This is a genomic window from Octadecabacter temperatus, from assembly GCF_001187845.1.
GTDB classification, from domain to species: Bacteria; Pseudomonadota; Alphaproteobacteria; order Rhodobacterales; family Rhodobacteraceae; genus Octadecabacter; species Octadecabacter temperatus.
Window position 1 is genome coordinate 467,971 of record NZ_CP012160.1, and the last position, 21,422, is coordinate 489,392.

At 55.6% G+C, this 21,422-nt stretch carries 21 protein-coding genes; 11 read left to right on the forward strand and 10 right to left on the reverse strand.

The window, feature by feature from the left end:
* The first annotated feature begins 42 nt into the window (after positions 1-42).
* Positions 43-735, forward strand: a complete 693-nt coding sequence (locus OSB_RS02505) for a rhomboid family intramembrane serine protease (RefSeq protein WP_234967337.1) — start codon at positions 43-45, stop codon at positions 733-735.
* A gap of 2 nt (positions 736-737) precedes the next feature.
* Positions 738-1,136 (forward strand): VOC family protein, encoded by a 399-nt coding sequence (locus tag OSB_RS02510; RefSeq protein WP_049833499.1) that lies wholly within the window; start codon positions 738-740, stop codon positions 1,134-1,136.
* 39 nt (positions 1,137-1,175) lie between these two features.
* Here OSB_RS02510 and murJ read toward each other — a convergent pair whose 3' ends face one another.
* From murJ to OSB_RS02535, 5 genes are all read right to left on the reverse strand, one after another.
* On the reverse strand, positions 1,176-2,741 hold the full coding sequence (murJ, locus tag OSB_RS02515; protein ID WP_049833500.1) for a murein biosynthesis integral membrane protein MurJ: 1,566 nt from the start codon (positions 2,739-2,741) through the stop codon (positions 1,176-1,178).
* A 1-nt stretch (position 2,742) separates the two neighbouring features.
* Complete coding sequence (locus tag OSB_RS02520; protein ID WP_049833501.1) at positions 2,743-2,988, reverse strand: YdeI/OmpD-associated family protein; 246 nt, start codon at positions 2,986-2,988, stop codon at positions 2,743-2,745.
* 300 nt (positions 2,989-3,288) lie between these two features.
* A complete protein-coding gene (locus OSB_RS02525; RefSeq protein WP_049833502.1) occupies positions 3,289-3,972 on the reverse strand; it encodes an FkbM family methyltransferase in 684 nt (227 codons plus the stop codon).
* 150 nt (positions 3,973-4,122) lie between these two features.
* Entirely contained in the window at positions 4,123-6,912 is a 2,790-nt protein-coding gene (locus OSB_RS02530) for a [protein-PII] uridylyltransferase (protein WP_049833503.1), read from the reverse strand.
* Positions 6,902-8,098, reverse strand: a complete 1,197-nt coding sequence (locus OSB_RS02535) for a penicillin-binding protein activator (RefSeq protein WP_049833504.1) — start codon at positions 8,096-8,098, stop codon at positions 6,902-6,904. Before OSB_RS02535 ends, OSB_RS02530 begins: the two co-directional genes overlap by 11 nt.
* A gap of 86 nt (positions 8,099-8,184) precedes the next feature.
* On the opposite strand from OSB_RS02535, the gene rsmI reads away from it, so the two are divergent.
* Genes rsmI through OSB_RS02555 form a run of 4 tightly spaced genes read left to right on the forward strand, consistent with a single transcriptional unit; the run spans position 8,185 to position 11,314 of the window.
* Complete coding sequence (gene rsmI / locus OSB_RS02540) at positions 8,185-9,045, forward strand: 16S rRNA (cytidine(1402)-2'-O)-methyltransferase (protein ID WP_049833505.1); 861 nt, start codon at positions 8,185-8,187, stop codon at positions 9,043-9,045.
* The gene (locus OSB_RS02545; RefSeq protein WP_049833506.1) at positions 9,042-9,413 is read left to right on the forward strand and encodes a YraN family protein; all 372 of its coding nucleotides are present in this window, start codon (positions 9,042-9,044) and stop codon (positions 9,411-9,413) included. The genes rsmI and OSB_RS02545 overlap by 4 nt, the downstream gene beginning before the upstream one ends.
* A 60-nt stretch (positions 9,414-9,473) precedes the next feature.
* Positions 9,474-10,427 carry a glutathione synthase gene (gene gshB / locus OSB_RS02550; protein ID WP_049833507.1) on the forward strand — a complete coding sequence of 318 codons (954 nt, stop codon included), beginning with the start codon at positions 9,474-9,476 and terminating at the stop codon, positions 10,425-10,427.
* Positions 10,424-11,314 carry an alpha/beta hydrolase gene (locus OSB_RS02555; protein WP_234967338.1) on the forward strand — a complete coding sequence of 297 codons (891 nt, stop codon included), beginning with the start codon at positions 10,424-10,426 and terminating at the stop codon, positions 11,312-11,314. Before gshB ends, OSB_RS02555 begins: the two co-directional genes overlap by 4 nt.
* Here the strand turns inward: OSB_RS02555 and OSB_RS02560 are convergent.
* From OSB_RS02560 to cobU, 4 genes are all read right to left on the reverse strand, one after another.
* Positions 11,284-12,795, reverse strand: coding sequence for a YifB family Mg chelatase-like AAA ATPase (locus OSB_RS02560; protein ID WP_049833508.1), 1,512 nt, complete (start codon positions 12,793-12,795; stop codon positions 11,284-11,286). The genes OSB_RS02555 and OSB_RS02560 overlap by 31 nt on opposite strands.
* 86 nt (positions 12,796-12,881) lie before the next feature.
* Positions 12,882-13,571, reverse strand: coding sequence for a glutathione S-transferase (locus OSB_RS02565; RefSeq protein ID WP_049833509.1), 690 nt, complete (start codon positions 13,569-13,571; stop codon positions 12,882-12,884).
* 58 nt (positions 13,572-13,629) lie between these two features.
* The gene (locus OSB_RS02570) at positions 13,630-14,205 is read right to left on the reverse strand and encodes a histidine phosphatase family protein (RefSeq protein WP_049833510.1); all 576 of its coding nucleotides are present in this window, start codon (positions 14,203-14,205) and stop codon (positions 13,630-13,632) included.
* Positions 14,202-14,735 carry a bifunctional adenosylcobinamide kinase/adenosylcobinamide-phosphate guanylyltransferase gene (cobU, locus tag OSB_RS02575; protein WP_049836016.1) on the reverse strand — a complete coding sequence of 178 codons (534 nt, stop codon included), beginning with the start codon at positions 14,733-14,735 and terminating at the stop codon, positions 14,202-14,204. Before cobU ends, OSB_RS02570 begins: the two co-directional genes overlap by 4 nt.
* 158 nt (positions 14,736-14,893) lie before the next feature.
* On the opposite strand from cobU, the gene coaBC reads away from it, so the two are divergent.
* From coaBC to OSB_RS02595, 4 genes are all read left to right on the forward strand, one after another.
* Positions 14,894-16,081, forward strand: a complete 1,188-nt coding sequence (coaBC, locus tag OSB_RS02580) for a bifunctional phosphopantothenoylcysteine decarboxylase/phosphopantothenate--cysteine ligase CoaBC (RefSeq protein ID WP_049833511.1) — start codon at positions 14,894-14,896, stop codon at positions 16,079-16,081.
* On the forward strand, positions 16,081-16,533 hold the full coding sequence (dut, locus tag OSB_RS02585; RefSeq protein WP_049833512.1) for a dUTP diphosphatase: 453 nt from the start codon (positions 16,081-16,083) through the stop codon (positions 16,531-16,533). Before coaBC ends, dut begins: the two co-directional genes overlap by 1 nt.
* A gap of 11 nt (positions 16,534-16,544) precedes the next feature.
* The gene (locus OSB_RS02590; RefSeq protein ID WP_049833513.1) at positions 16,545-17,588 is read left to right on the forward strand and encodes a HesA/MoeB/ThiF family protein; all 1,044 of its coding nucleotides are present in this window, start codon (positions 16,545-16,547) and stop codon (positions 17,586-17,588) included.
* Between the two features lie 122 nt (positions 17,589-17,710).
* Entirely contained in the window at positions 17,711-19,726 is a 2,016-nt protein-coding gene (locus OSB_RS02595; protein WP_049833514.1) for a M3 family metallopeptidase, read from the forward strand.
* A 58-nt stretch (positions 19,727-19,784) separates the two neighbouring features.
* On the opposite strand, the gene OSB_RS02600 is transcribed toward OSB_RS02595, so the two are convergent.
* Positions 19,785-20,324 (reverse strand): SH3 domain-containing protein, encoded by a 540-nt coding sequence (locus OSB_RS02600; RefSeq protein ID WP_049833515.1) that lies wholly within the window; start codon positions 20,322-20,324, stop codon positions 19,785-19,787.
* Positions 20,325-20,434: 110 nt separating this feature from the next.
* Between OSB_RS02600 and OSB_RS02605 the strand changes: the two genes are divergently transcribed.
* Complete coding sequence (locus OSB_RS02605) at positions 20,435-21,421, forward strand: 2-hydroxyacid dehydrogenase (RefSeq protein WP_049833516.1); 987 nt, start codon at positions 20,435-20,437, stop codon at positions 21,419-21,421.
* Position 21,422 lies beyond the last annotated feature (1 nt).

Here is a 21,422-nt window from a genome sequence, read left to right on the forward strand (position 1 = left end):
TTACCCATGCCCCTGTACGCCGTCAACCGAATGGACCGCCCGATGCACGACACTGACCAAGCCGAAAACCCGTTTAACGCCGTCCCATTCGTGCCGTTGATACTGGTTCTGATCATTGCAGGTGTTGAACTCACGCTGAGTGCGGCCGGCAATGGGATGATAGGTGACGCACAAGGGGTCGGCTGGCGATCCGCCGTCTTTGGAGAGATACAGTTCTACCCTGAGATCATGACCGAAGTGTTTGAGCGCGGCCGCGGTTCGTTTGACTATTATAAGCGCTTCGTAACCTACCCGTTTGTACACTCCAATTTCACGCACGCGCTTTGGGCCTGCGTACTACTTCTTGCGCTCGGGAAATTCGTTGGCGAAATCTTCAGCGCGACCGCGTTTCTTATCCTGTTTTTCGTGTGCTCAATATTTGGTGCAGCCGTTTACGGAGTCCTTTCGTGGCAAAACACACAGCTCATTGGGGCCTACCCGGGCGTTTATGGGCTGATCGGGGCTTATACCTATCTGATGTGGCTCACGCTCGGGCGCATGGGGGACAACCAGTATAAAGCGTTCACGCTGATCGGTATCTTGCTTGGCCTTCTGCTCGTTTACTCAATGATTTTCGGCTCGTCCCCAACTTGGATCGCCGAAGTCGCGGGCTTCCTCGTTGGTCTGTTCATCGCCCCGCTTCTTGCACCTGGTGGTTGGGCTGCCTTCCTGCACCGCATCCGTCAGCGAGATTGATCATGGCAAAAACACAGGGCCTTAATCACCTCGGCCTCACGGTGCGCGACCTTGACCAAACAACCGACTTCTTTGTGGATGTGTTGGGTTGGGATGTAACTGCACGTGATGAAAGCTATCCGCGTACCACTGTCACCGACGGATCATTGCGCCTAACGTTGTGGCAAGTGCAAACAGACACGCCTGAACCGTTTGACCGCAAAACCGGGTTGGGTTTGCACCACCTCGCGCTTGAGGTCGCCGATGAAGAAACCCTAAATTCCCTCGCCGCGACGCTTGCCCAAACGCGTGGCGTCACCATTGAATTCATGCCCGAACCAATGGGCAGCGGTCCGCGCCAACACATGATGTTCGCCGAACCTGGTGGCTTGCGAATAGAACTTCTCTGGGCTGGAACCTGACTCTTTCCAGCTTCTTTGGCTCTTAAATACTCAAATCCATCAGCCGCGGCGCATTGCTGCCTTGAATTCGGACAGTCTGAACGCGCCCATCAAGTGGCCTATACCGAAGTAGCTTGCGATCCCGATGAACACGACGACTGCCAATGCGAAATAGCGGATGGTCGCCATTCCAAGGGCAGGGCCAACCAGCAACACTGCGCCCAACAACACGGCCCCCATCAGAACGGATGACAGCACAATCCGCCAGAAGCGGCTTTTGAAGCGCGCATCAAACTTTGCGGCATCGCCCATAGAACGGCTCCCGCGCCACAACTGCCAAACCATGACCCAACCCGCGAGCGTGGTGGCAATGGCCGCCGCGATATACCCGACATAGAACGACAACCCAATCGCGACGACTGCATTCACCACCATCGCAACAGCGGCAAAATAAAACGGACGTTTGGTGTCTCCACGCGCGAAATAGAGCGGTTGAAGCGCCTTTTGCAGCACGAATGCTGGCAGGCCAGCACCGTAAACCATCACCGCAAGAGCTGTGGCTGCAGCATCATCAGACGTAAAAGCCCCGCGCATAAAGAGCACTTCGACCAGCGGCACAGGGATCACGATCAGTGCCACGGCGGCAGGAATAGTCAGCGCCAGCGCGAGTTCGGACGCACGGTTATACGCATCGCGTCCGCCATCATCATCACCCGCAGCAAGGCGGCGGCTGAGGTCAGGAAGCAAAACCACACCCAATGCAATCGCCACAACGCCCAGCGGCAATTGATACAGACGATCCGCATATGACAGCCACGCAATCGCGCCGTCATAAAAACTTGCGACTTGGCGGCCAACCAACAGGTTGACCTGCACCACACCGCCCGCCAGCATCGCAGGCGTGGCGATAATCGCGAGGCGTTTGATCTCGGGCGTCATGCGCGGCAGGCGGGGTAGTAACGTAAATCCAGCACGGTGCGCGGCCCACCAGACCAGCGCCAGTTGCGCGACACCTGCTATTGGCACGCCCCATGCAAGGAACATGCCAGTCCATGCCTGCAGTTCTTCCGGCGAGCACTTGCACCCAGCACTGCTGAGCCAGACGGCGGTAATAAGGACAATGTTCAACAAAACAGGTGCCGCCGCCGCAGCAGCGAACCGACCTGAAGCATTCAAAACACCAGACGCAAGGGCCGCCAATGAGATGAACAGGATATAGATAAAGGTAATGCGCCCGTAACCCACGGCCAAATCCAACCGCCCGTCTGCGGCAAAACCACCAGCCATCGCCAGCACCAGCCACGGCATGATCACTTGGGCGATCACCGTTAAAACAATTAGGATCGTCGCCAACCCCGCAAACGCATCACGAGCGAACCCAACAGGGTCGTCGCCTTTTTCCAGCTTCTTTGAAAACATCGGCACAAAGGCCATGTTGAACGCGCCTTCAGCAAAGAAGCGGCGGAACATATTGGGAAGAGCAAAAGCAATAAGGAACGCTTCGGCGACGGGGCCAGCGCCCAGAAAGCCCGCGATCAGAATGTCGCGCACAAATCCAAGAACGCGGCTTAGCAGCGTCCAGACACCAACAGTCAAAAAGCCAGAGATAAGGCGGATCGGTTTCAAGTCAGTCTTCCTTATTCGGCTTTGGGTGCCACTCCATTCCCATGTAGCCATGGCCCGCTGCAAGCTCTGAAAGCATCTTTTCCAAGCGACGTTGCTGTGTGTCCTCGCGCTTGGCCCCCGCGATCCAGCCAGTCCAGTCGTTTTGCTGATAGGGAGGGCGTGCATCAAACGCAGACCGAAGGCCACGCGCGGCCAAAGCTTCAGCGACAAAAGCAGGCATAGAATGAATGTCTCGCGTCAGTGCCATTTCGCGCCCTCATTGCGTCACAAATAGTCTAGCGCCTACCGTGTCCAATTTCTAATGAGAAGTCGTGCAAAACCTGATCGCGAGCCAATCGTGGCCTAGCGTGAAAACGTGGCGCACCACGTCACCGACGGATTATCGTAAGTATCAAGAACAGGCAGCATCCGCTTTGAGACCATATTACCGATTTTCTGCGAAGCAGCGAAAGTCAAATTCGGGGAAGAGTGTTGCTTTTAGAAGGCAATTTTCGTCGGAATCTGCCTCGGAATGCTCACCGTGAAAGACTAGGCTACACTGCTGGAATTAGTGCAGCTTAATGTCGCTCGTGGCAAACACGCGGTTAGCGTGTAAGCGGCCGACGAGTCTGTAACCGTGATGTCCGAATTGTCTCCGAATCCAGCGGGGACGTTCGAAATCCTCTAAAATCAAGATGGGTTTCCATTTGTCGATGATTCCGCGTGCTCCCATGAGAGCGTCACGTTCATGACCTTCGACGTCAAGTTGCAACACCGAAACCTTACGGTCAAACGGCACAGCATCATCCAAACGGATCGAGGACACTTCCTGAACACCTTCGGACATTTCATCGACAAAATGGCTATGCCCGCCCATTGGATTGCCGTTTTCATCATGAGTTCGAAAAAGGATCGAGCCGGTTCTGGAAGACAGCGCGTGGTTCTGAATCTCAACGTTTTCCAGTTTGTTCAGCTTGCAAGTCTCGGCCGCATTTTGAAAAGAGTTTGGGTTTGGTTCAAACGCCCAGACTTTTCTGCCGGATGCTAAACCCGCCGAAACTCCAGGCAGAAAGTCGCCAAAAAATGTACCAGCGTGAATCACATCGCCGTCACCAGCGTTCTTCGCCATGAAGCTTATAGTTTTGGGCTCATAAACTTTACCTGCCGTTACTAATCGGACCGCCGGTCGATGCTCCAAGTTTTCTGGAACAGAGTATTTACCGTACATGTTTTCCGCCAGCAGTGCGCTCATAACATTGACCTCAATTGGTTTCGTTATTCACGTCTGTAACCTTCAAGTCGGGCAGAAAAACGTTCAGCAAAGGTCAAATTGTGGCGGAAACGCGGCAATAGTGGTTTGCTCTAACGGCAGCGCTGTCCGCACAACGGGCTTTCCCTTACCTCAAACATCCGCCCGTTCAACGCCTTGCACAATGGCCTCGCGTAGTTTGCGTTCCAGGGCGTTGCGTTTGCTTTCGGCGTGGAATTTTAGGCCAAACATGTCTTTGACATAGAAGGTGTCGACGACTTGCTCACCATAGGTCGCGATGACCGCGCTTGAGATGTAGACGTTTGCGTTGGCGAGCGTGCGTGTCAGATCGTGCAGCAGGCCAAGGCGATCGCGGGTGTCGACTTCGATGATTGTGTAAATTTCGGAGCCTTCGTTATCAAAAGTGATAGAGGTCGGAACCCGAAACGCCTTTTCGCGTTTCTTGAGTTTGCCTTTGTCGGCCAGTGCATCCCGCGGGACGATATCGCCGTGTAGCGTGCGTTCGATGACTTTGCGCAGACGTGGTAGGCGGGCTTCCTCATAGGGGTGGCCGTCGCTGTCTTGTACCCAGAAGGCTGCAGTTGCGAAGCCGTCTTTTGTGGTAAACGTACGAGCATCCACCACGTTCGCGCCCGACAGGGACAACGCCCCGCACATGCGGCTGAAAATACCGGGGTGGTCGGCCATTGCAAAGCATACCCGTGTCGCATCACGGTCATCGTCTGGCGTTAGGTTGATGCGCACTTCGTCTGTGCCGACCCCAGCCAGCAAATTGGCAAAATCGACGTGTGCTGTCACGTGCAGACCTTGCCAATAGGGGGGATAATGGCGTGCGACTTCAGCACGAAGTTTCTTTTCTGGCCAATCCGGAAGGGCAGCGCGCAAGTTTTTACGCGCCTCTGTGCCACGCTCTTCGCGGTTAAGGGCCTCCATGCCGTTCTCAAGCGCGAACCGTGTTTGGCGATAAAGCCCGCGGATCAGCACGGCCTTCCAGTTATTCCATGTGTCAGGGCCAACACCGCGAATGTCACACACCGTCAGCACGCACAGCAGATCAAGACGTTCTTTGGTTTTCACCGCCTTGGCAAAGCCCCGCACGGTGCGCGGGTCGGCAATGTCACGCTTTTGCGCCATGTCTGACATCAGTAAGTGATTGCGCACGAGCCATTCAACGGTTTCAGCGTCCTTCTTGGAAAGCCCAAGGCGCGGCGCAACGGTGCGGGCGATTTTCGCCCCAAGGATCGAGTGATCCTCATCGCGGCCCTTACCGATGTCATGCAACAACAGCGCGACGTAAAGAACCTTACGGTTGATACCGCCTTTAAGAATAGAGGCAGAAACGGGCAGCTCTTCGTCCAATTCCGCGCGTTCGATTTTGGACAGGTGGCTGATGGTTTGGATCGTGTGTTCGTCCACCGTGTAGTGGTGATACATATTGAACTGCATCATCGCGACGATAGCTTCGAATTCTGGAATGAATGCGCCCAAAACGCCAAGCTCATTCATGCGTCGCAACGCGCGTTCCGGATTGCCGTGCTTCAGCATCAAATCAAGGAAGATGCGCTGGGCCTCTTTGTCGGCACGCATTCCATCGTCGATCAAATACAGGTTGGCCTTGATAAGGCGCATTGCATCGGAGTGGATTAACGTACCTGTACGCAGGGCTTCCTCAAAGATGCGTAGCAGGTTTAACTTGTCTTGAAGGAAGGCTTCGGGTTCTGCGACGGTCAGGCGGTTCTGTTTGATCGCATAAGGCGCCTTTGCCTTCTTGGTGCGATTGAACAGGCGCAGCAACATAGGCTCCGCTTTCAGCATCGCTTCTTCCTGTGCGACGAGGAAAATGCGGGTCAACTCGCCAACATCGGTGGCAAAGCGGAAATAGTCCTGCATGAAGTGTTCAACAGCGCGACGCCCACCGCGATCCTTGTAGTGCATGCGGTCCGCGACCTCGACCTGCATGTCGAACGTCAGCTGGTCCATCGCGCGCCCAGTTAGCAAATGCAGATGACAGCGCACCGCCCAAAGAAACTCGTGGGCGGCTTTGAATTCTTCATATTCGTCTTGTGTGAAGACCTTGAAATTCACCAATTCGGCGGCGTTTTTCACGCCGTGAATGTATTTGCCGATCCAGTAAAGCGACTGCAAATCGCGCAGTCCGCCTTTGCCTTCTTTCACATTCGGCTCAACCATATAGCGCTGACCGCCTTGCTTGCGGTGGCGCTCTTCGCGCTCGGTTAGTTTGGCTTCAATGAAATCGGGAATTGTGGACGCGAACAGTTCAGTTCGTAGACGCTCGGTCAGCTCAGTGGCTAGGGCCGCATCGCCGACCAAAAAGCGTTCTTCAACAAGGCTTGTGCGGATCGTGTAATCTTCGCGCGCGAGGCGCAAACAGTCTTTGACGGTACGGCTGGCATGGCCAACCTTCAGCTTCAGATCCCAAAGGATATAGAGCATGGATTCGATCAGGCTCTCGGACCACGGTGTCAGCTTGTAGGGGGCGAGGAACAGCAAATCGACGTCAGAATGGGGGGCCATTTCACCGCGGCCGGACCCGCCAACGGCGATCAGCGAAAGACGTTCCGCTTCTGTTGGGTTGGCGAGGGGGTGCAAATGTGTCCTCGCCAGCACGAAGACTTCAATGACGATTGCATCCGTCAGCCAAGCATAGGCCTGCGTGGTCGGAACGGATTCAAATGGCGAGGCAAGGAACGCTTCCGCAATCCGCTTTCGCCCTAAGCTAAATGCGTCCTTGAGGATTGGGACAACGGCCTTGCGACGTTCGCCGCCACCTGTTCCACAGTTCGCAATTGCCGCGTTGATTGCCGCACGCAAAGCACCGCGGTCGAGAATATCTTCCGCGGCGCAAATAAGGTCCTCAGGGACCGGCAGTTGGTTTGGATCGAAGGTCAGATCAGGATCCACCGCGTCCGAAAGATTGCGGTGCAGGATCGACGATCGAAACTTGGTTGTTCACGATCCGCGCAACAGCAAGTGCACGTTGATTGGTTCCATCTGGACGCAAACGGAAGATACCTGTCGCTCCAGCGAAACCAGCCGAACGGGTTAGAGACCCCGCAGTAAGTGCACTGCGATCACCTGTTGCAGCCAGCGCACCAATTGCGGCGATACCGTCGTAGGCGATGCTGGCGAGCGGGTGAGGCGCAGAACCGTATGCTGCTTCATAGCGATTGCGGAACGCAGCTTCGCGGCCTGCATTCGCCATAGCAAACAAACCACCCTGCAAACCAGGAAGCGTTGCAGCTTGTGGCGCTGCGTCCCAACGCGTGATGCCGACGAACGGCGTGTTGGAAGGGTTAAGGCCCTGATCATCCAAGGACGTCGCCAAGATGGGCAAACCACCAGCCACGTTGTCGGTTACGAATACTGCCTGCGCGCCGCTCGCGTTTGTTGCTGCGGCAATCGCCGGTGCACGGGCGAAAATGCCTTCTTGGCTGAACGGGTATGCTTCAACACCGGACACCGTGCCACCTGCAGAACGGATGGATGTCGCAATCGAATCGCGACCAACCGCACCGGCCAGATCGTCCTGATGAACAATCATGAATTGGTTGATGCCCTGCGTGCCTGCATAGCTGACCAAACGGTCAGAGACGTTGCCAAATGTGTTCCCAAGAACAAACACGTTACCACCCGCGATCGCAGGGTTATTTGAGAACGCCAAAACGTTAACGTTTGCAGGTGCTACTGTTACGCCAACCGCATTCGCACTGGCCGCATCTAGTGGCCCAAGGATAATTTTCGCACCCTCAGCAATCGCAGTCGCAGCCATCTGGCTTGCCTGCCCAGGGTCGCGGGCTGTGTTGTAAACGCGCAGGTCAATTTCGACACCGTTCAGGTCTGAGATCGCCAAACGTGCGGCGTTTTCAATGCTCGCTGCAATCGCGCTCGCTTCAGCTTCACCTGTGCCACCAGGGACGAGCAACGCGACTTGAACAGGCGCATCAGGGTCGATTTGTTGGCCTGAATTACCCCCAGCGCCAGGAATGGCGAGGTCACATGCTGCCAAAAACGCAAGTGCGGTAAAGGCAAAGATTCGAGCCGCTATCGGACGTAGGGCGGCGGTGTGGCTGGGCAAACGGGCTGACATGGACTATCTCACTTCCTCTTGGCGGCGGGCAACGTGCCGCAGCATCTTGGCGCGTATCATAAAGCGCACATCGTGAGGGTCTAGGTATGAATCATCGCACAGTTCCCCTATCGGCCGGACTTTACTTATGCGCCGTGCCAATTGGCAACGCCCGTGACATCACTTTGCGCACGCTCGATATATTGGCGAGCGCCGATGTGATCGCAGCTGAAGACACGCGAAGCACGCGTAAGTTGATGGAAATTCACGGAATTTCTGCGGGCAAACGTCCGATGGTGGCTTATCATGATCATTCGCAAGCTCCTGTACGTGACCGATTACTCGCGGCTGTTCGAGAGGGAAAATCAGTCGCATATGTTTCTGAAGCAGGCACGCCACTTGTTGCCGATCCGGGGTATAAACTGGCCGCAGATATGCGCGAAGCCGATCTGCCACTGACAACGGCCCCTGGTGCATCAGCGGTCTTGGCTGCGCTCACGGTCTCGGGCCTTCCGAGTGATGCGTTTCATTTTGCAGGATTTTTGTCCAACAGCTCTGGCGCGCGCCGCACAGCACTTGAAGGTCTTAAAGATTTGCAGGCAACCGTGGTTCTATACGAGTCGCCGAAACGGATTCACGCAATGTTAAATGATTTGCGCGAGGTGTTGGGGGACAATCGTAAGGTTGTGATATGCCGCGAGCTGACCAAGAAGTTTGAAGAGGTCCTTACAGGAACACCCTCTGATTTGTCGGAGCAACTCGATGGGCGTTCGCTAAAAGGCGAAATCGTTGTGTTACTCGACCGCGGCGAGGTTGCAGAACTGAATGAGGATGACGTGAAAGAAGCGCTATTGTCTGCCATGCAAACGATGCGGGTCAAAGACGCAGCAACGGCTGTTGCTGGTGCTACGGGAATGGCGCGGCGTGATGTTTATCAACTGGCTCTCAGCTTGAAAGACGGGGCATGAAAACCAAACAAAGACGTGGCTTAACAGCGTATCATGCCGGCGTTGCAGCAGAAGAAATCGTTGCGCAGCGGTATGCACGCAGTGGCCGTCCGGTTTTGGCGAAACGTTGGCGCGGGTCCTGCGGTGAAATCGACCTTATTGCGCAAGACGGTGACGGCGTGGTCTTCATCGAAGTGAAGAAAAGCCGCAGTCATGCGCAAGCCGCTACGCGACTTACCCCCGAACAAATGGACCGTATTTATGGTGCCGGGTCCGAATTTTTGGCGACACAACCGCGTGGGCAATTAACAGACGTGCGGTTTGACCTCGCATTGGTGGATGAGCTGGGTCGCGTAGAAGTGATTGAAAACGCTTTTATGGCCGCCTGATCATTGCGCTCGGCGAAGGCTGGGTCCATGTAGAGTAGACCCTTTTAGATGGACCTCGCTATGACCGCTGCAAAATCCCTTACCGTTGCCTTTCAAATGGATCCAATCGACGCCGTCGATATTAACGCCGATAGTTCCTTTCGCCTTGCCGAAGAAGCACAGGCGCGTGGGCACAAACTGTTCTATTACACGCCCGATCAGTTGAGCTATCAGGAAGGCCGCGTCCTTGCGCGTGGGCAGGATCTGACCATTCGCCGTGAAGAGGGTAACCATTTCACAGTCGGTGAAATGCGGGAACAAGACCTTGCGGATGTCGACGTGATTTGGCTGCGCCAAGACCCGCCATTTGATATGGGGTATATTACGACGACCCATATTCTGGATCGCGTTCACCCAGATACGCTGGTCGTGAATGACCCGTTTTGGGTGCGTAATTATCCAGAAAAACTGCTTGTCCTCGACTTCCCTGATCTGACCCCGCCGACCGCAGTCGCGCGTGATCTTGAAACGCTCAAGGCCTTCCGCGCGCGCCACGGCGATGTGATCCTCAAGCCGCTTTACGGCAATGGCGGGGCTGGTGTTTTCAAGCTGTCAAAGGGTGATAGTAACCTCGCTTCGCTGCATGAATTGTTTGCCGGAATTAACCGTGAGCCGTTGATTATGCAGAAGTTTTTGCCAGACGTTAGTGCGGGCGATAAGCGGATTATCCTTGTGAACGGTGAGCCAGTGGGGGCCATCAACCGCGTTCCGGCCGAGGGTGAAACACGTTCAAACATGCATGTCGGTGGTCGCCCCGAAAAGATCGGCATGACAGAGCGCGACCTTGAGATTTGCGCACGCATTGGCCCGCTTTTGCGCGAAAAAGGACAGGTCTTTGTCGGGATCGACGTGATTGGCGACTACCTGACCGAGATCAACGTGACATCGCCAACTGGAATTCAGGAGCTTGAGCGTTTTGACGATGTGAACATCTCCGCCAAGATTTGGGAGGCGATTGAGGCTAAACGCCCATGAGCTCACCGTCTCTGCGACTACGTTTGCTGATCTTTGGCATGCGATGGTTGGTCAAGCCCAAGTTAAAGCGCACCGGAACCCCTGAAAAGGCAAACCGCGATTTCGAGCGAGCTGCACCGTTTTTGTTCAGCAAACCTAAAGGGTTGAAAGCGGTCCAAGATGGCCCCTCAAGCCGAATAACCGTCGGAACACCGATGGCGGACCGCGCGATTTTGTTCCTACATGGAGGCGCATTCGTGACAGGGTCTCAGCGCAGTTACCGTGCGTTTGGCGGTCGATTGGCGAAGCGTACAAAAGCTACGATTTTTTTGGCCAACTATCCGGTCCTTCAGGACGCGCCGTTTCCAGCAGCACCGAATGCAGTACTCAACGCATGGAACCATTTGATCGCATCCGGATGGAAAGCACATCAGATCGTTATCGCAGGGGACAGCGCCGGTGGGAATTTAGTTTTCGGGTTACTGTCGACCCTTTTGGCCCGTAACGAACGCCCCGCCGCGGTTCTCGCCTTTTCGCCTTGGACGGATTTAACATTGTCCGGTGACACGATTGAGACAAACCGCGACAAAGACCCGTTAATCCCTGTGAGCCGGATGGAAGAAGCCGTCGATCTGTATTTGAATGGCGCGGACACGATGCACCCGCTTGCCAGCCCGCTTTTTGCGGGCTTCAAAAACCCTCCGCCGGTTTTGATACAAGTTGGTGGAGACGAAGTTTTACTGAGTGATTCCAAGAGAATGGCTGAAGCAACTGGTGGAGCGGTTGATGTCTGGCCGTACGTCCCGCACGTCTGGCAGATTTTTGATGGCCGCCTACCTGAGGCCAACGCTGCGATGCGAAAAGCGGCGGCGTTTGTTCAAAGCTCCTTTGAAAGCGCCAAACGATAGCCCACAGCCTCGGCCACATGGGGTTTTCTTACGCCTTCTGATCCATCCAAATCTGCAATTGTCCGCGCGACCCTTAGCACACGGTGATACCCCCGCGCGCTAAGGCCGAAACGATCTGCGACCCGCAACAAAAGGTCCTTTCCTTCCGTGTCCGGCGTCGCGATTTCCTCAAGTGCGCTGCCTTCTAGGTCCGCGTTTACCCGCATTTCCGTTCCCTCGAACCGCGCTGTTTGTATTGCCCGGCCCTTTGCCACACGCGTCGAAATAGTTGCGGAAGTTTCGCCAGATTGGGGAAGATCCAAGTCGGAAAACGCAACTGGCGGGACTTCGATGCGTAAATCAAAACGGTCTAGTAGTGGGCCAGAAATGCGCGACATATACTCTTCGCCACAAACAGGAACGCGGGCGCATGCGCGGGCAGCGTCCGCCAAATATCCGCATTTACAAGGGTTTGCGGCCGCGATGAGCATAAATCGACAGGGATAACGGACGTGCGCATTTGCGCGCGCGACCACAACCTCACCCGTTTCAACGGGCTGGCGAAGTGTTTCTAAAACGGTGCGCGGGTATTCTGGGAATTCATCCATGAACAAAACCCCGTTGTGCGCGAGGGAGATTTCTCCGGGCTTTGCGCCGCGCCCTCCGCCGACGATCGCGGCCATCGATGCCGTGTGGTGTGGTTCGCGAAAGGGGCGCGCGCGTTGAATTCCGCCTTCGCTAATCAATCCCGCCAAAGAATGGATCATCGACGTTTCGAGCGCTTCAGTGGGGCTGAGTGGCGGTAAAATACTAGACAATCGCGCAGCCAACATCGACTTTCCAGATCCGGGTGAGCCGACCATTAAGACATGATGACGACCTGTGGCGGCGATCTCGAGAGCGCGCTTTGCTTTTTCCTGACCCTTAACATCGCGAAAGTCCCGCCCCCCTTGATGCGGAGCAATTTCACCGGGTTCGGCGGGCGAAAGTTCCGCTTGTCCGGTGAAATGTCGTAAAGTTTCGGCCAGGGTTTTAGGCGCAAAGACAGCCGTCGCTTCAACCCAAGCGGCCTCTGGCCCGCACGCTGAGGGGCAAAAAAGTGATTTGTTTTCAGTGGCTGCGGCCATTGCGGCGGGCAATGCGCCAAGAACCGGAACAAGCGTTCCATCTAGTGAAAGCTCTCCTAAAGCCACGGTTTCAGCGAGCTTGTCGTGGGGGATAACATCGAGTGCCGCGAGGAGTGCCAGCGCGATAGGTAGGTCAAAATGCGAGCCGATTTTTGGCAGGTCGGCAGGAGAGAGATTAACGGTAATTTTCTTTGACGGCAGCGCAATGGACAGCGCGCTCAGGGCCGATCGCACCCGATCACGGGCTTCGGAAACAGCTTTGTCGGGCAAGCCGACAATTGAGAACGCGGGCATGCCCGGGGACGTAGCGCATTGCACTTCGACCAACCGCGCTTCGACGCCTTCAAACGCGACCGTGTAGGCGCGTGCCACCATTCTAAACCCTTTCCCCGCTGTTAATGATCATTAACAGCGGGGTGGTTACTGAATGGTAAACACCGCGGTAATCACTAGAAAATCGCTCAGACTGGCCAAGGTTCCGTTGGCAGATCGAGGTCAAATTTTGGCATGATCGGGTCGTTCGCCAAACCGTCTGCACGCCATTTCTGAAACGCAGGATCAGCCAGATGCGCAGCAACGTAGGCCTTCGTTACAGGGCGTGTATCGAATTTATAGGCCGCCAAACGCGCGGCCATTGGTGCGAATATTGCGTCTGCAATACTATAGTCCCCGCAGAGCCAAGGCGTAGCTGAACCAGATTTTTCTCGGGCGGTGGCCCAGATCAGTTCCAATCGGTCCAATTCTTTTTCGATTTCGGCGGGGGCAACAGCTCCGATGAAAATGTGACGCAAATTGACGGGCCAGTTGCCGCGCAGGCCACCAAAACTGGAATGCATTTCTGCCGCCACTGTGCGCGCAACGGCGCGGGCGGTCGGGTCTGCAGGCCACATTTTCGCCTCGGGGAAGCGCGATGCGAGCTCTTCCGCGATTGCAAGGCTATCGGACACAACGACACCCTCCGGCGTCACCATTGTCGGCAATGTGCGTGCTGGCGGTATGTCTTTTAGAAAGCGCGCAACGTCCGCTTCTTCTTGAGGGTGTACAATTTTTATATCGATATGCTCGGACAAACCGAACTTCTCAACCATCATGTTGGCCGCGATGGACCAGCTAAAATATAAACGATTTCCGAGGATTAACTGATATGTCATGTGAGCAACCTAAGCGGGGCCCCGTAGCTGTGCAAATCGTAATTTGTGGTGACGCTTTTCACGGAACGTGATTGACGCGTGCGACGCCGAACGTCGGGCGGACTTGAATTTCAGTGATAGAATAATTGTCGATCCGATGGGCAAGAGCAGAGTATGGCGGGATATTTGCAGCCAGTTGCACCTGGGTCAGGATCGCGCCGAAATGCGCCACGGCGATGATATCACGACGCGGGTTGTCTTTGACGATTGTAGAAATCTCGCTCGACACACGCGTCGCCGCAGCATGCCAGCTTTCACCGTTTGGCGGGGCAACGTCACCGGGGTTTTGCCAGTAGGAACGCGACAGGTCCGGCCATTTCTTAGAAACATCGGAAAAGTGCATCCCGTCCCAATCACCGAAATCAAACTCGCGTAATCCAACGCGGTGAGATAGCCGCATTCGCGGGCCTTGGATCGCCGTTGCAGTGTCGACGCAGCGAGAAAGGTCAGAAGAAACGACAAGTGCGTCTTGCGGCAACGCGGCGTTTAGCCGTGCGATTTGGGCCGTGTCAGATAGGTCCGCAGGGACATCGCGATGACCGACGAATGTGTTCTCATGGGTTGGGGCGTGGCGGACCCAATAAATGACCGTCACGTTAACATGTCCTTATCACCTTTGAGGATTTGCGGCAGGCCGGCGATCACAGTCACAACCAAATCGGCCTGTGCCGCAATTGACTGGTTCAGCCGTCCTTGGGCATTGCGAAACTGTCGGGCGAGGGCGTTATCAGGCACGATTCCATGGCCAACTTCGTTTGAAACGACAATGATTTTGGCAGGGCAGGTTGCAATTGCAGCAAGCAGGGCGGCAACCGCAGCAGCTGTGTCTTTCTGTTCTAAAAGGACGTTGGATAGCCAAAGGGTCGCACAATCGATTAACACGATCTCCTCAGGTGTTCGCGCCGCAAGGGCGCCAGCAACGTCGAGTGGTGCTTCAAGCGTTAACCAATCAGACCCGCGTTGACTGCGGTGGGCGGAAACCTTGGCGCGCATCTCATCATCAAAGGCCTGGGCCGTCGCAATGTAGACGCGGGATCTAGTCGACTGAAAACAAAGTGATTCTGCGAAAGAAGACTTGCCCGAAGCAGCGCCACCTAAGACGAATGTGAACTTGGGCAAGGGCAAAGCGGGGCCTTTCTGTGATCCGAACGTTGCGTCGTTCGTAAACAGTACGCCACCAAAAGCAAAGTACTCGCAGTGCGTGACAACGGGTCGGGTCATTCGTGTCTGGCCTCTGCTCGCGCTAACCCCTAGTCTTCGCACGTTAATGAGAGGATGCGGGCATGGCTGGCAAGAAAATTCTGTTGATAATCGGCGGTGGTATCGCGGCGTTCAAATCGCTGGACCTGATCCGCCGATTGCGTGAGGGCGGGCATTCGGTGACGCCCGTTTTGACAAAGGCAGCAACCGAATTTGTAACGCCGTTAAGCGTGTCGGCCTTGGCTGGCGAAAAGGTTTACCAAGACCTGTTTGATTTGAACGATGAAGCGGAAATGGGACACATCGAGTTGAGCCGCGCCGCCGATCTGGTGGTCGTCGCGCCGGCGACCGCAGATTTGATGGGAAAAATGGCAGCGGGTTTGGCGAACGATCTTGCGTCGACACTTCTGATGGCAACCGACAAACGTGTTCTGATTGCGCCTTCGATGAACGTCAGAATGTGGGAGCACGCGGCAACGCAGCGGAATCTGGCGACCTTGCTTGAGGATGGTATTTTGACTTGTGGCCCCAATGAGGGCGATATGGCCTGTGGTGAATTTGGGTTTGGTCGAATGGCGGAGCCGATGGAAATTGTTGCTGCGATCGAAGCAGCCGTAAACGACGGCCCGCTAAAAGGACGCCATGTCTTGGTGACATCTGGCCCGACTCACGAACCGATTGACCCGGTGCGCTACATCGCGAACCGCTCTTCTGGCGCGCAGGGGGCGGCGATTGCGCAGGCGTTGTTGGGGCTGGGCGCGAAAGTTACATTCGTAACGGGCCCTGCAGATGTGGCCGCACCGATGGGTGTCGATCTGATCGAAGTCCAGACCGCGGCGCAAATGCAAGCGGCCGTTAAAGCGGCACTGCCAGCGGATGCCGCCGTGTTCGCCGCAGCCGTTGCGGATTGGCGCATGGCAAACACTGTTGATGAGAAAATAAAGAAAGATGGCAATGGGTTACCTGTTCTGGAGTTCGCCGAGAACCCAGATATTCTCGCCTCGGTTTGTGCTGAAAAGCAGAAGCCAAAGCTGGTCGTCGGTTTTGCGGCTGAAACCCAAGATGTCATCGAAAACGCAACTGCAAAACGAAAGCGCAAGGGCTGCGATTGGATCGTGGCGAACGACGTGTCGCCAAGCACGGGGATAATGGGTGGATCTGAGAACGACGTCACCCTGATCTCAAAAGACGGTGCTGAGGACTGGCCGCGCATGGGTAAGGATCAGGTGGCGCAACGCTTGGCTGAGAAAATCGCAGAGGCACTGGGCTGATGGTGACTATTCTGTTCGAATGGCTTGAAGGTGCGGATGAAACGCAAGGGCTTCCTACATACGCGACCACGGGCGCAGCGGGTGCAGATCTGCGGGCAAATTTCCTTGACGGTCAAAGTGTTACCCTTGCTGCGGGCGCAAGAACACTGGTGCCAACCGGCCTGCGATTGGCAATTCCAGACGGGTTTGAAGTACAAGTTCGCCCGCGTTCCGGCCTTGCACTGAAGCACGGGATTACGTTGCCAAACAGCCCAGGTACAATCGACAGTGATTACCGCGGCCCGCTTGGCGTGATCGTGCAAAACGGTGGTGAAGAGCCTTTCGAAATCACGCACGGGATGCGGATCGCGCAGATGGTTGTAGCACCTGTCATACAGGCCGCGTTCGAAATCGGATTGGTTGATGAAACTGAACGTGGGTCTGGCGGCTTCGGCTCGACCGGGACTGCTTAGGTGATTTGATAATGGCAATTGTTGTAGGTTTGGCGGCGGCGTTATGGGGCATCGGATTGGCGATGAACCTCTCTCGTTTTTACCGCGTTTCAATGATTGCAGCGTTGCTTTTAGTCTTGATCGCACTGCACCTTGTTTTGCCCGACGGTCATCCAATTCGCGAAAGTACAGGCGGTGAGCCTGAGCTGTGGATATTTATCGTAGCTGTGGGAATTTTGCTAAATGGATATTCTATTTTGCTTTCCTTCTTGCGATCACGCTCCGCTGTTAAAGCAGAGGAAAGCCCCGAGCCAAATGACAACGAAGGGCCGTTTTCAGACACCGAGCTAACCAGATATGCCCGCCACATCGTACTTCGTGAAATCGGCGGCGCAGGGCAGAAAGCACTGAAAGACGCGTCTGTTTTGGTCATCGGGGCGGGGGGCTTGGGTGCGCCAGCTTTGCAGTATCTCGCGGCCGCTGGTGTCGGCACAATTGGGGTAATCGACGATGATGTCGTCGACAATTCCAACCTGCAGCGTCAGGTCATCCACACAGACGAAAGTATCGGAATGGCAAAAGTTCAGTCTGCGGCAAAGGCAATGAAGGCGCTCAATCCCTTCGTCACGGTTAAGCCGTATGAACGACGTTTGACCGACGAGATCGCCATCGATTTGGTCTCTGAATACGACCTCGTGCTCGATGGTACGGACAATTTTGATACACGATACTTGGTCAATGAAACCTGCGTCAAAGCACATAAACCGCTGATTTCGGCCGCGCTAACCCAGTGGGAAGGGCAAATCAGCGAATATGCGCCGCATGCTGGAACACCTTGTTATCAGTGCATTTTCCCAGAACGTCCTGACCCGTCTTTAGTGCCAAGTTGCGCGGAAGGCGGCGTGCTTGGCCCATTGCCTGGCGTGTTGGGCGCGATGATGGCGGTCGAAGCCGTCAAAACGCTGACAGGCGCGGGCGAGGGGCTGCGTGGGCGGTTGCTTATCTATGACGCACTTTATGCTGAAACCCGCATTATCGGGATAAAGCCCCGTGCGGACTGCCCGATCTGCGGCTAACGCGGCCCTAGCCCTGCTTTGCGAAAATTTGAACGAAATTCACTGCAAAAATCGCCGAGCCATTAAGTTGGCGGTGGTACGTCGCGGCGCGGCTGCTTAGGTTGAATTCAAAGGAGACCTTCATGACAAACCCGTTGCGTGCCCCGTGGGATACCCCGTTTGAATTGCCACCCTTCGATCTGATCGAAGACACCCATTTCGCCCCTGCACTCGAAGAGGCTTTGGCTGAGGCCCGCGCTGCGATTGCCGCAATCTGTAACGACACAGAGCCGACATTCGCCAACACGATCGATGCTTTGGCGCATGTCGATAGGCCTTTGGAGAAGGCGCTTGCACCATTCTACGCTCTGGCAGGCGCTGATAGCAACGAAGTGCGCGAAGGCCTGATGCGGGATTTCTCGCCACTGGTATCGACCTACTACTCGGAAATGACAGCCAATAAAGACTTGTTCTCGCGCATCGAAAAGCTGTGGAAAGCACGTGAATCCCTCGATCTGAATGACGAACAACAGCGTGTGTTGATGCTGGTGCACCGTAATTTCGTACGATCCGGTGCTGAACTGTCAGGCTATGCGGCGGACCGTTTGGCCGAAGTAAAACAACGTCTTAGCGTTCTGGGAACGCAATTCACGCAAAACCTTCTGGCCGATGAACGCAGCTGGTTCATGCCGCTAGATGATATGGCGGGATTACCTGATTTTGTGGTTCAGGCAGCGACGGCTGCTGGCGAAGACAAAGATGCGGGCGGCCCTGTCGTCACCCTGTCGCGGTCTTTGATTGTTCCGTTTTTGCAGTTCTCCTCGCGCCGCGACTTGCGTGAAAAGGCCTATGAGGCATGGACAGCGCGCGGCGCGAATGGCGGCGAAACAGACAACCGCGCATTGGCCGCTGAAATTCTGACCCTGCGTGCTGAACGCGCGAACCTGCTCGGGTATGACAGCTTTGCTGACTACAAACTCGAAACCGAAATGGCTAAAACACCCGACGCTGTGCGCGCGCTTTTGATGCAGGTTTGGGAGCCCGCCAAAGCCGCCGCGATCGCCGATGCGCAAGTCTTGCAAGCGACAATGCACACAAGCGGCGAAACCGGCCCGTTAGAACCATGGGACTGGCGCTTTTACAGCGAAAAACGCCGCGCCGAGGAACACGACCTGAACGAAGCGGAACTCAAACCTTACCTGCAATTAGACCGCATGATCGAGGCGGCATTTGATTGTTCAAACAGGCTGTTCGGATTGGAGTTTTCCCCAATCGACGCGCCGCTTTATCATGAAGATTGCCGCGCTTGGGACGTCACGCGAAACGGAAAACACGTGGCGGTCTTCATCGGGGATTACTTTGCGCGTGGATCCAAACGCTCTGGTGCTTGGTGTTCAGCGATGCGTTCGCAACAAAAGCTGGCGGGCGACATTCGCCCGCATGTGATCAACGTGTGCAACTTTGCCAAGCCGCCGAAAGACGCGCCTGCGCTGCTGTCATATGACGATGCACGTACCCTGTTTCATGAATTTGGGCACGCGCTGCACCAGATGCTTTCTGATGTGACTTATGAGCTGATTTCAGGCACCTCTGTGGCGCGTGATTTCGTTGAACTCCCTAGCCAGCTTTATGAACACTGGCTCGAAGTTCCTGAAGTCTTGGAAAAATTTGCAACCCATGCTGAAACTGGCGAACCGATGCCGCGCGACTTGCTGGACCGGATGCTTGGGGCGGCGACCTACGATATGGGCTTTTCCACGGTCGAATATGTGGCCTCTGCGATGGTAGATCTGGCGTTCCATGAATCTGAAGACGCACCAGCTGACCCGATGCAAAAACAAGCCGAAGTCCTCGAAGACCTTGGCATGCCTCACGCCATCCGAATGCGCCATGCCACACCGCATTTCGCGCATGTGTTTGCAGGCGACGGATATTCAAGCGGGTATTACAGCTACATGTGGTCCGAAGTCATGGACGCCGATGCGTTCCAAGCATTTGAAGACAACGGCGGCCCGTTTGATCCTGACATGGCAAAGAAACTGGAAACCCACATTCTTTCCGCGGGCGGATCAGAAGACGCAGCCGTCCTGTATCAAAAGTTCAGGGGTTCAATGCCAGACGCAACTGCATTGCTAAAGGGACGGGGCTTGGCCGGTTAAGGCGCCCCACTTTCGCTTCTTTGGCTCTTAAATACTCTGCCCCGCAGGGCCGGCTGGCCTAGTCGCGCAATTCGTCCGGCGCGACGCCAAATAGCGCGGTTTTCGGGGCCCAGCCGCGGTACCCGTCGGCACGAAGCCGGCACCAGTCTGCGCTGCATTCGCCAAGGTCGGCAATCACGCCGAGTTCTAGCATGGCAACTTCGGTTGCGTCCGGTACAGGCTGTCCGCGCAAAACCAACAGGTCACGATCAACGATTACCGTGCGATTGCCCGAAAGCAGGGAATAATGGACCCAACCGCCCATGCCTTCGCGATCAACAACGCGGCGCCAATGGCCGTATTCACCGACAACGCGCAGCGGCATGTCGCGGCGTTGGAAAACCCAGTCAATGCGATGCGAAAGGGATGGGCCGCGGCGCACGTTGGCTTCATTGGCTTTCAGCGACACAAACCGCGGCATTGGCAAGTTTGTAACTGGCCCACGTTCACCTTGAACGGCCGTAATCGGTGTGATGACTTCGGATGTAGCTTCTTGCGCAACAACGGGCGCGCCAAACGCTACCATGATCGCCAGACAAACTGTGCGTGCTAAAATCATAATCTCTGCTCTCAACTGGTCCTGAATTTACATGGTGGTTCTTGTGCCACCGGACCTTTGAGGGCAACTTGGCAACAACCGCCCCGTAGGGCAAGCGAAGGGACGCAAACATGCCAAGCAAACGTCTAAGTGTTACCGTCACGCGACGGTTACCCGATGCTGTCGAAGCCCGGATGCGTGAATTGTTCGAGGTGACCTTGCGCGAGGACGACACGCCTATGACCTCTGCCGAGCTAATCGCAGCGATGCAGAGCTGTGATGTGCTGGTTCCGACCGTTACCGATGACATTAATGCAAAGGTTCTTGGGCAAGCTGGGGATCGTTTGAAGCTAATCGCGAACTATGGCGCGGGGGTGGATCATATTGATGTTCAAACTGCACGCCAACGCGGAGTGCTGGTGTCCAACACGCCGGGCGTTGTGACGGAAGACACGGCTGACATGACGATGGCGTTGATTTTGTCTGTCACGCGTCGCATTCCGGAAGGCCTTGCATTGATGCAGACAGGTGACTGGGACGGCTGGGCGCCAACTGCGATGTTGGGTGGGCGCATTGCGGGCCGTCGCCTCGGTATCTTGGGGATGGGGCGCATTGGGCAGGCCGTTGCCAGACGCGCGCACGCGTTTGGGATGCAAATCCATTACAACAACCGCCGTCGCCTGCGCCCCGAGGTCGAAGAAGATCTGGGTGCTACATGGTGGGAAAGCCTTGATCAAATGGTGGCCCGCATGGACATCATCTCGATCAATTGTCCCCACACCCCTGCCACGTTCCATTTGATGAATGCGCGGCGTTTGAAATTGATGAAACCGGATGCGGTGATCGTGAACACGGCCCGCGGTGAGGTGATCGATGAAAACGCCCTGACACGTATGCTGCGCGCGGGTGAAATCGCGGGTGCTGGATTGGATGTTTACGAACACGACACTGGCGTGAACCCGCGTTTGCGTGAACTAAAGAACGTCGTGTTGCTGCCGCATATGGGGTCTGCCACGTTGGAAGGGCGCATTGAGATGGGCGAAAAAGTCTTGCTGAACGTAAAAACATTCGACGACGGCCACCGCCCGCCTGATCTTGTCATTCCGGCGATGCTTTAAC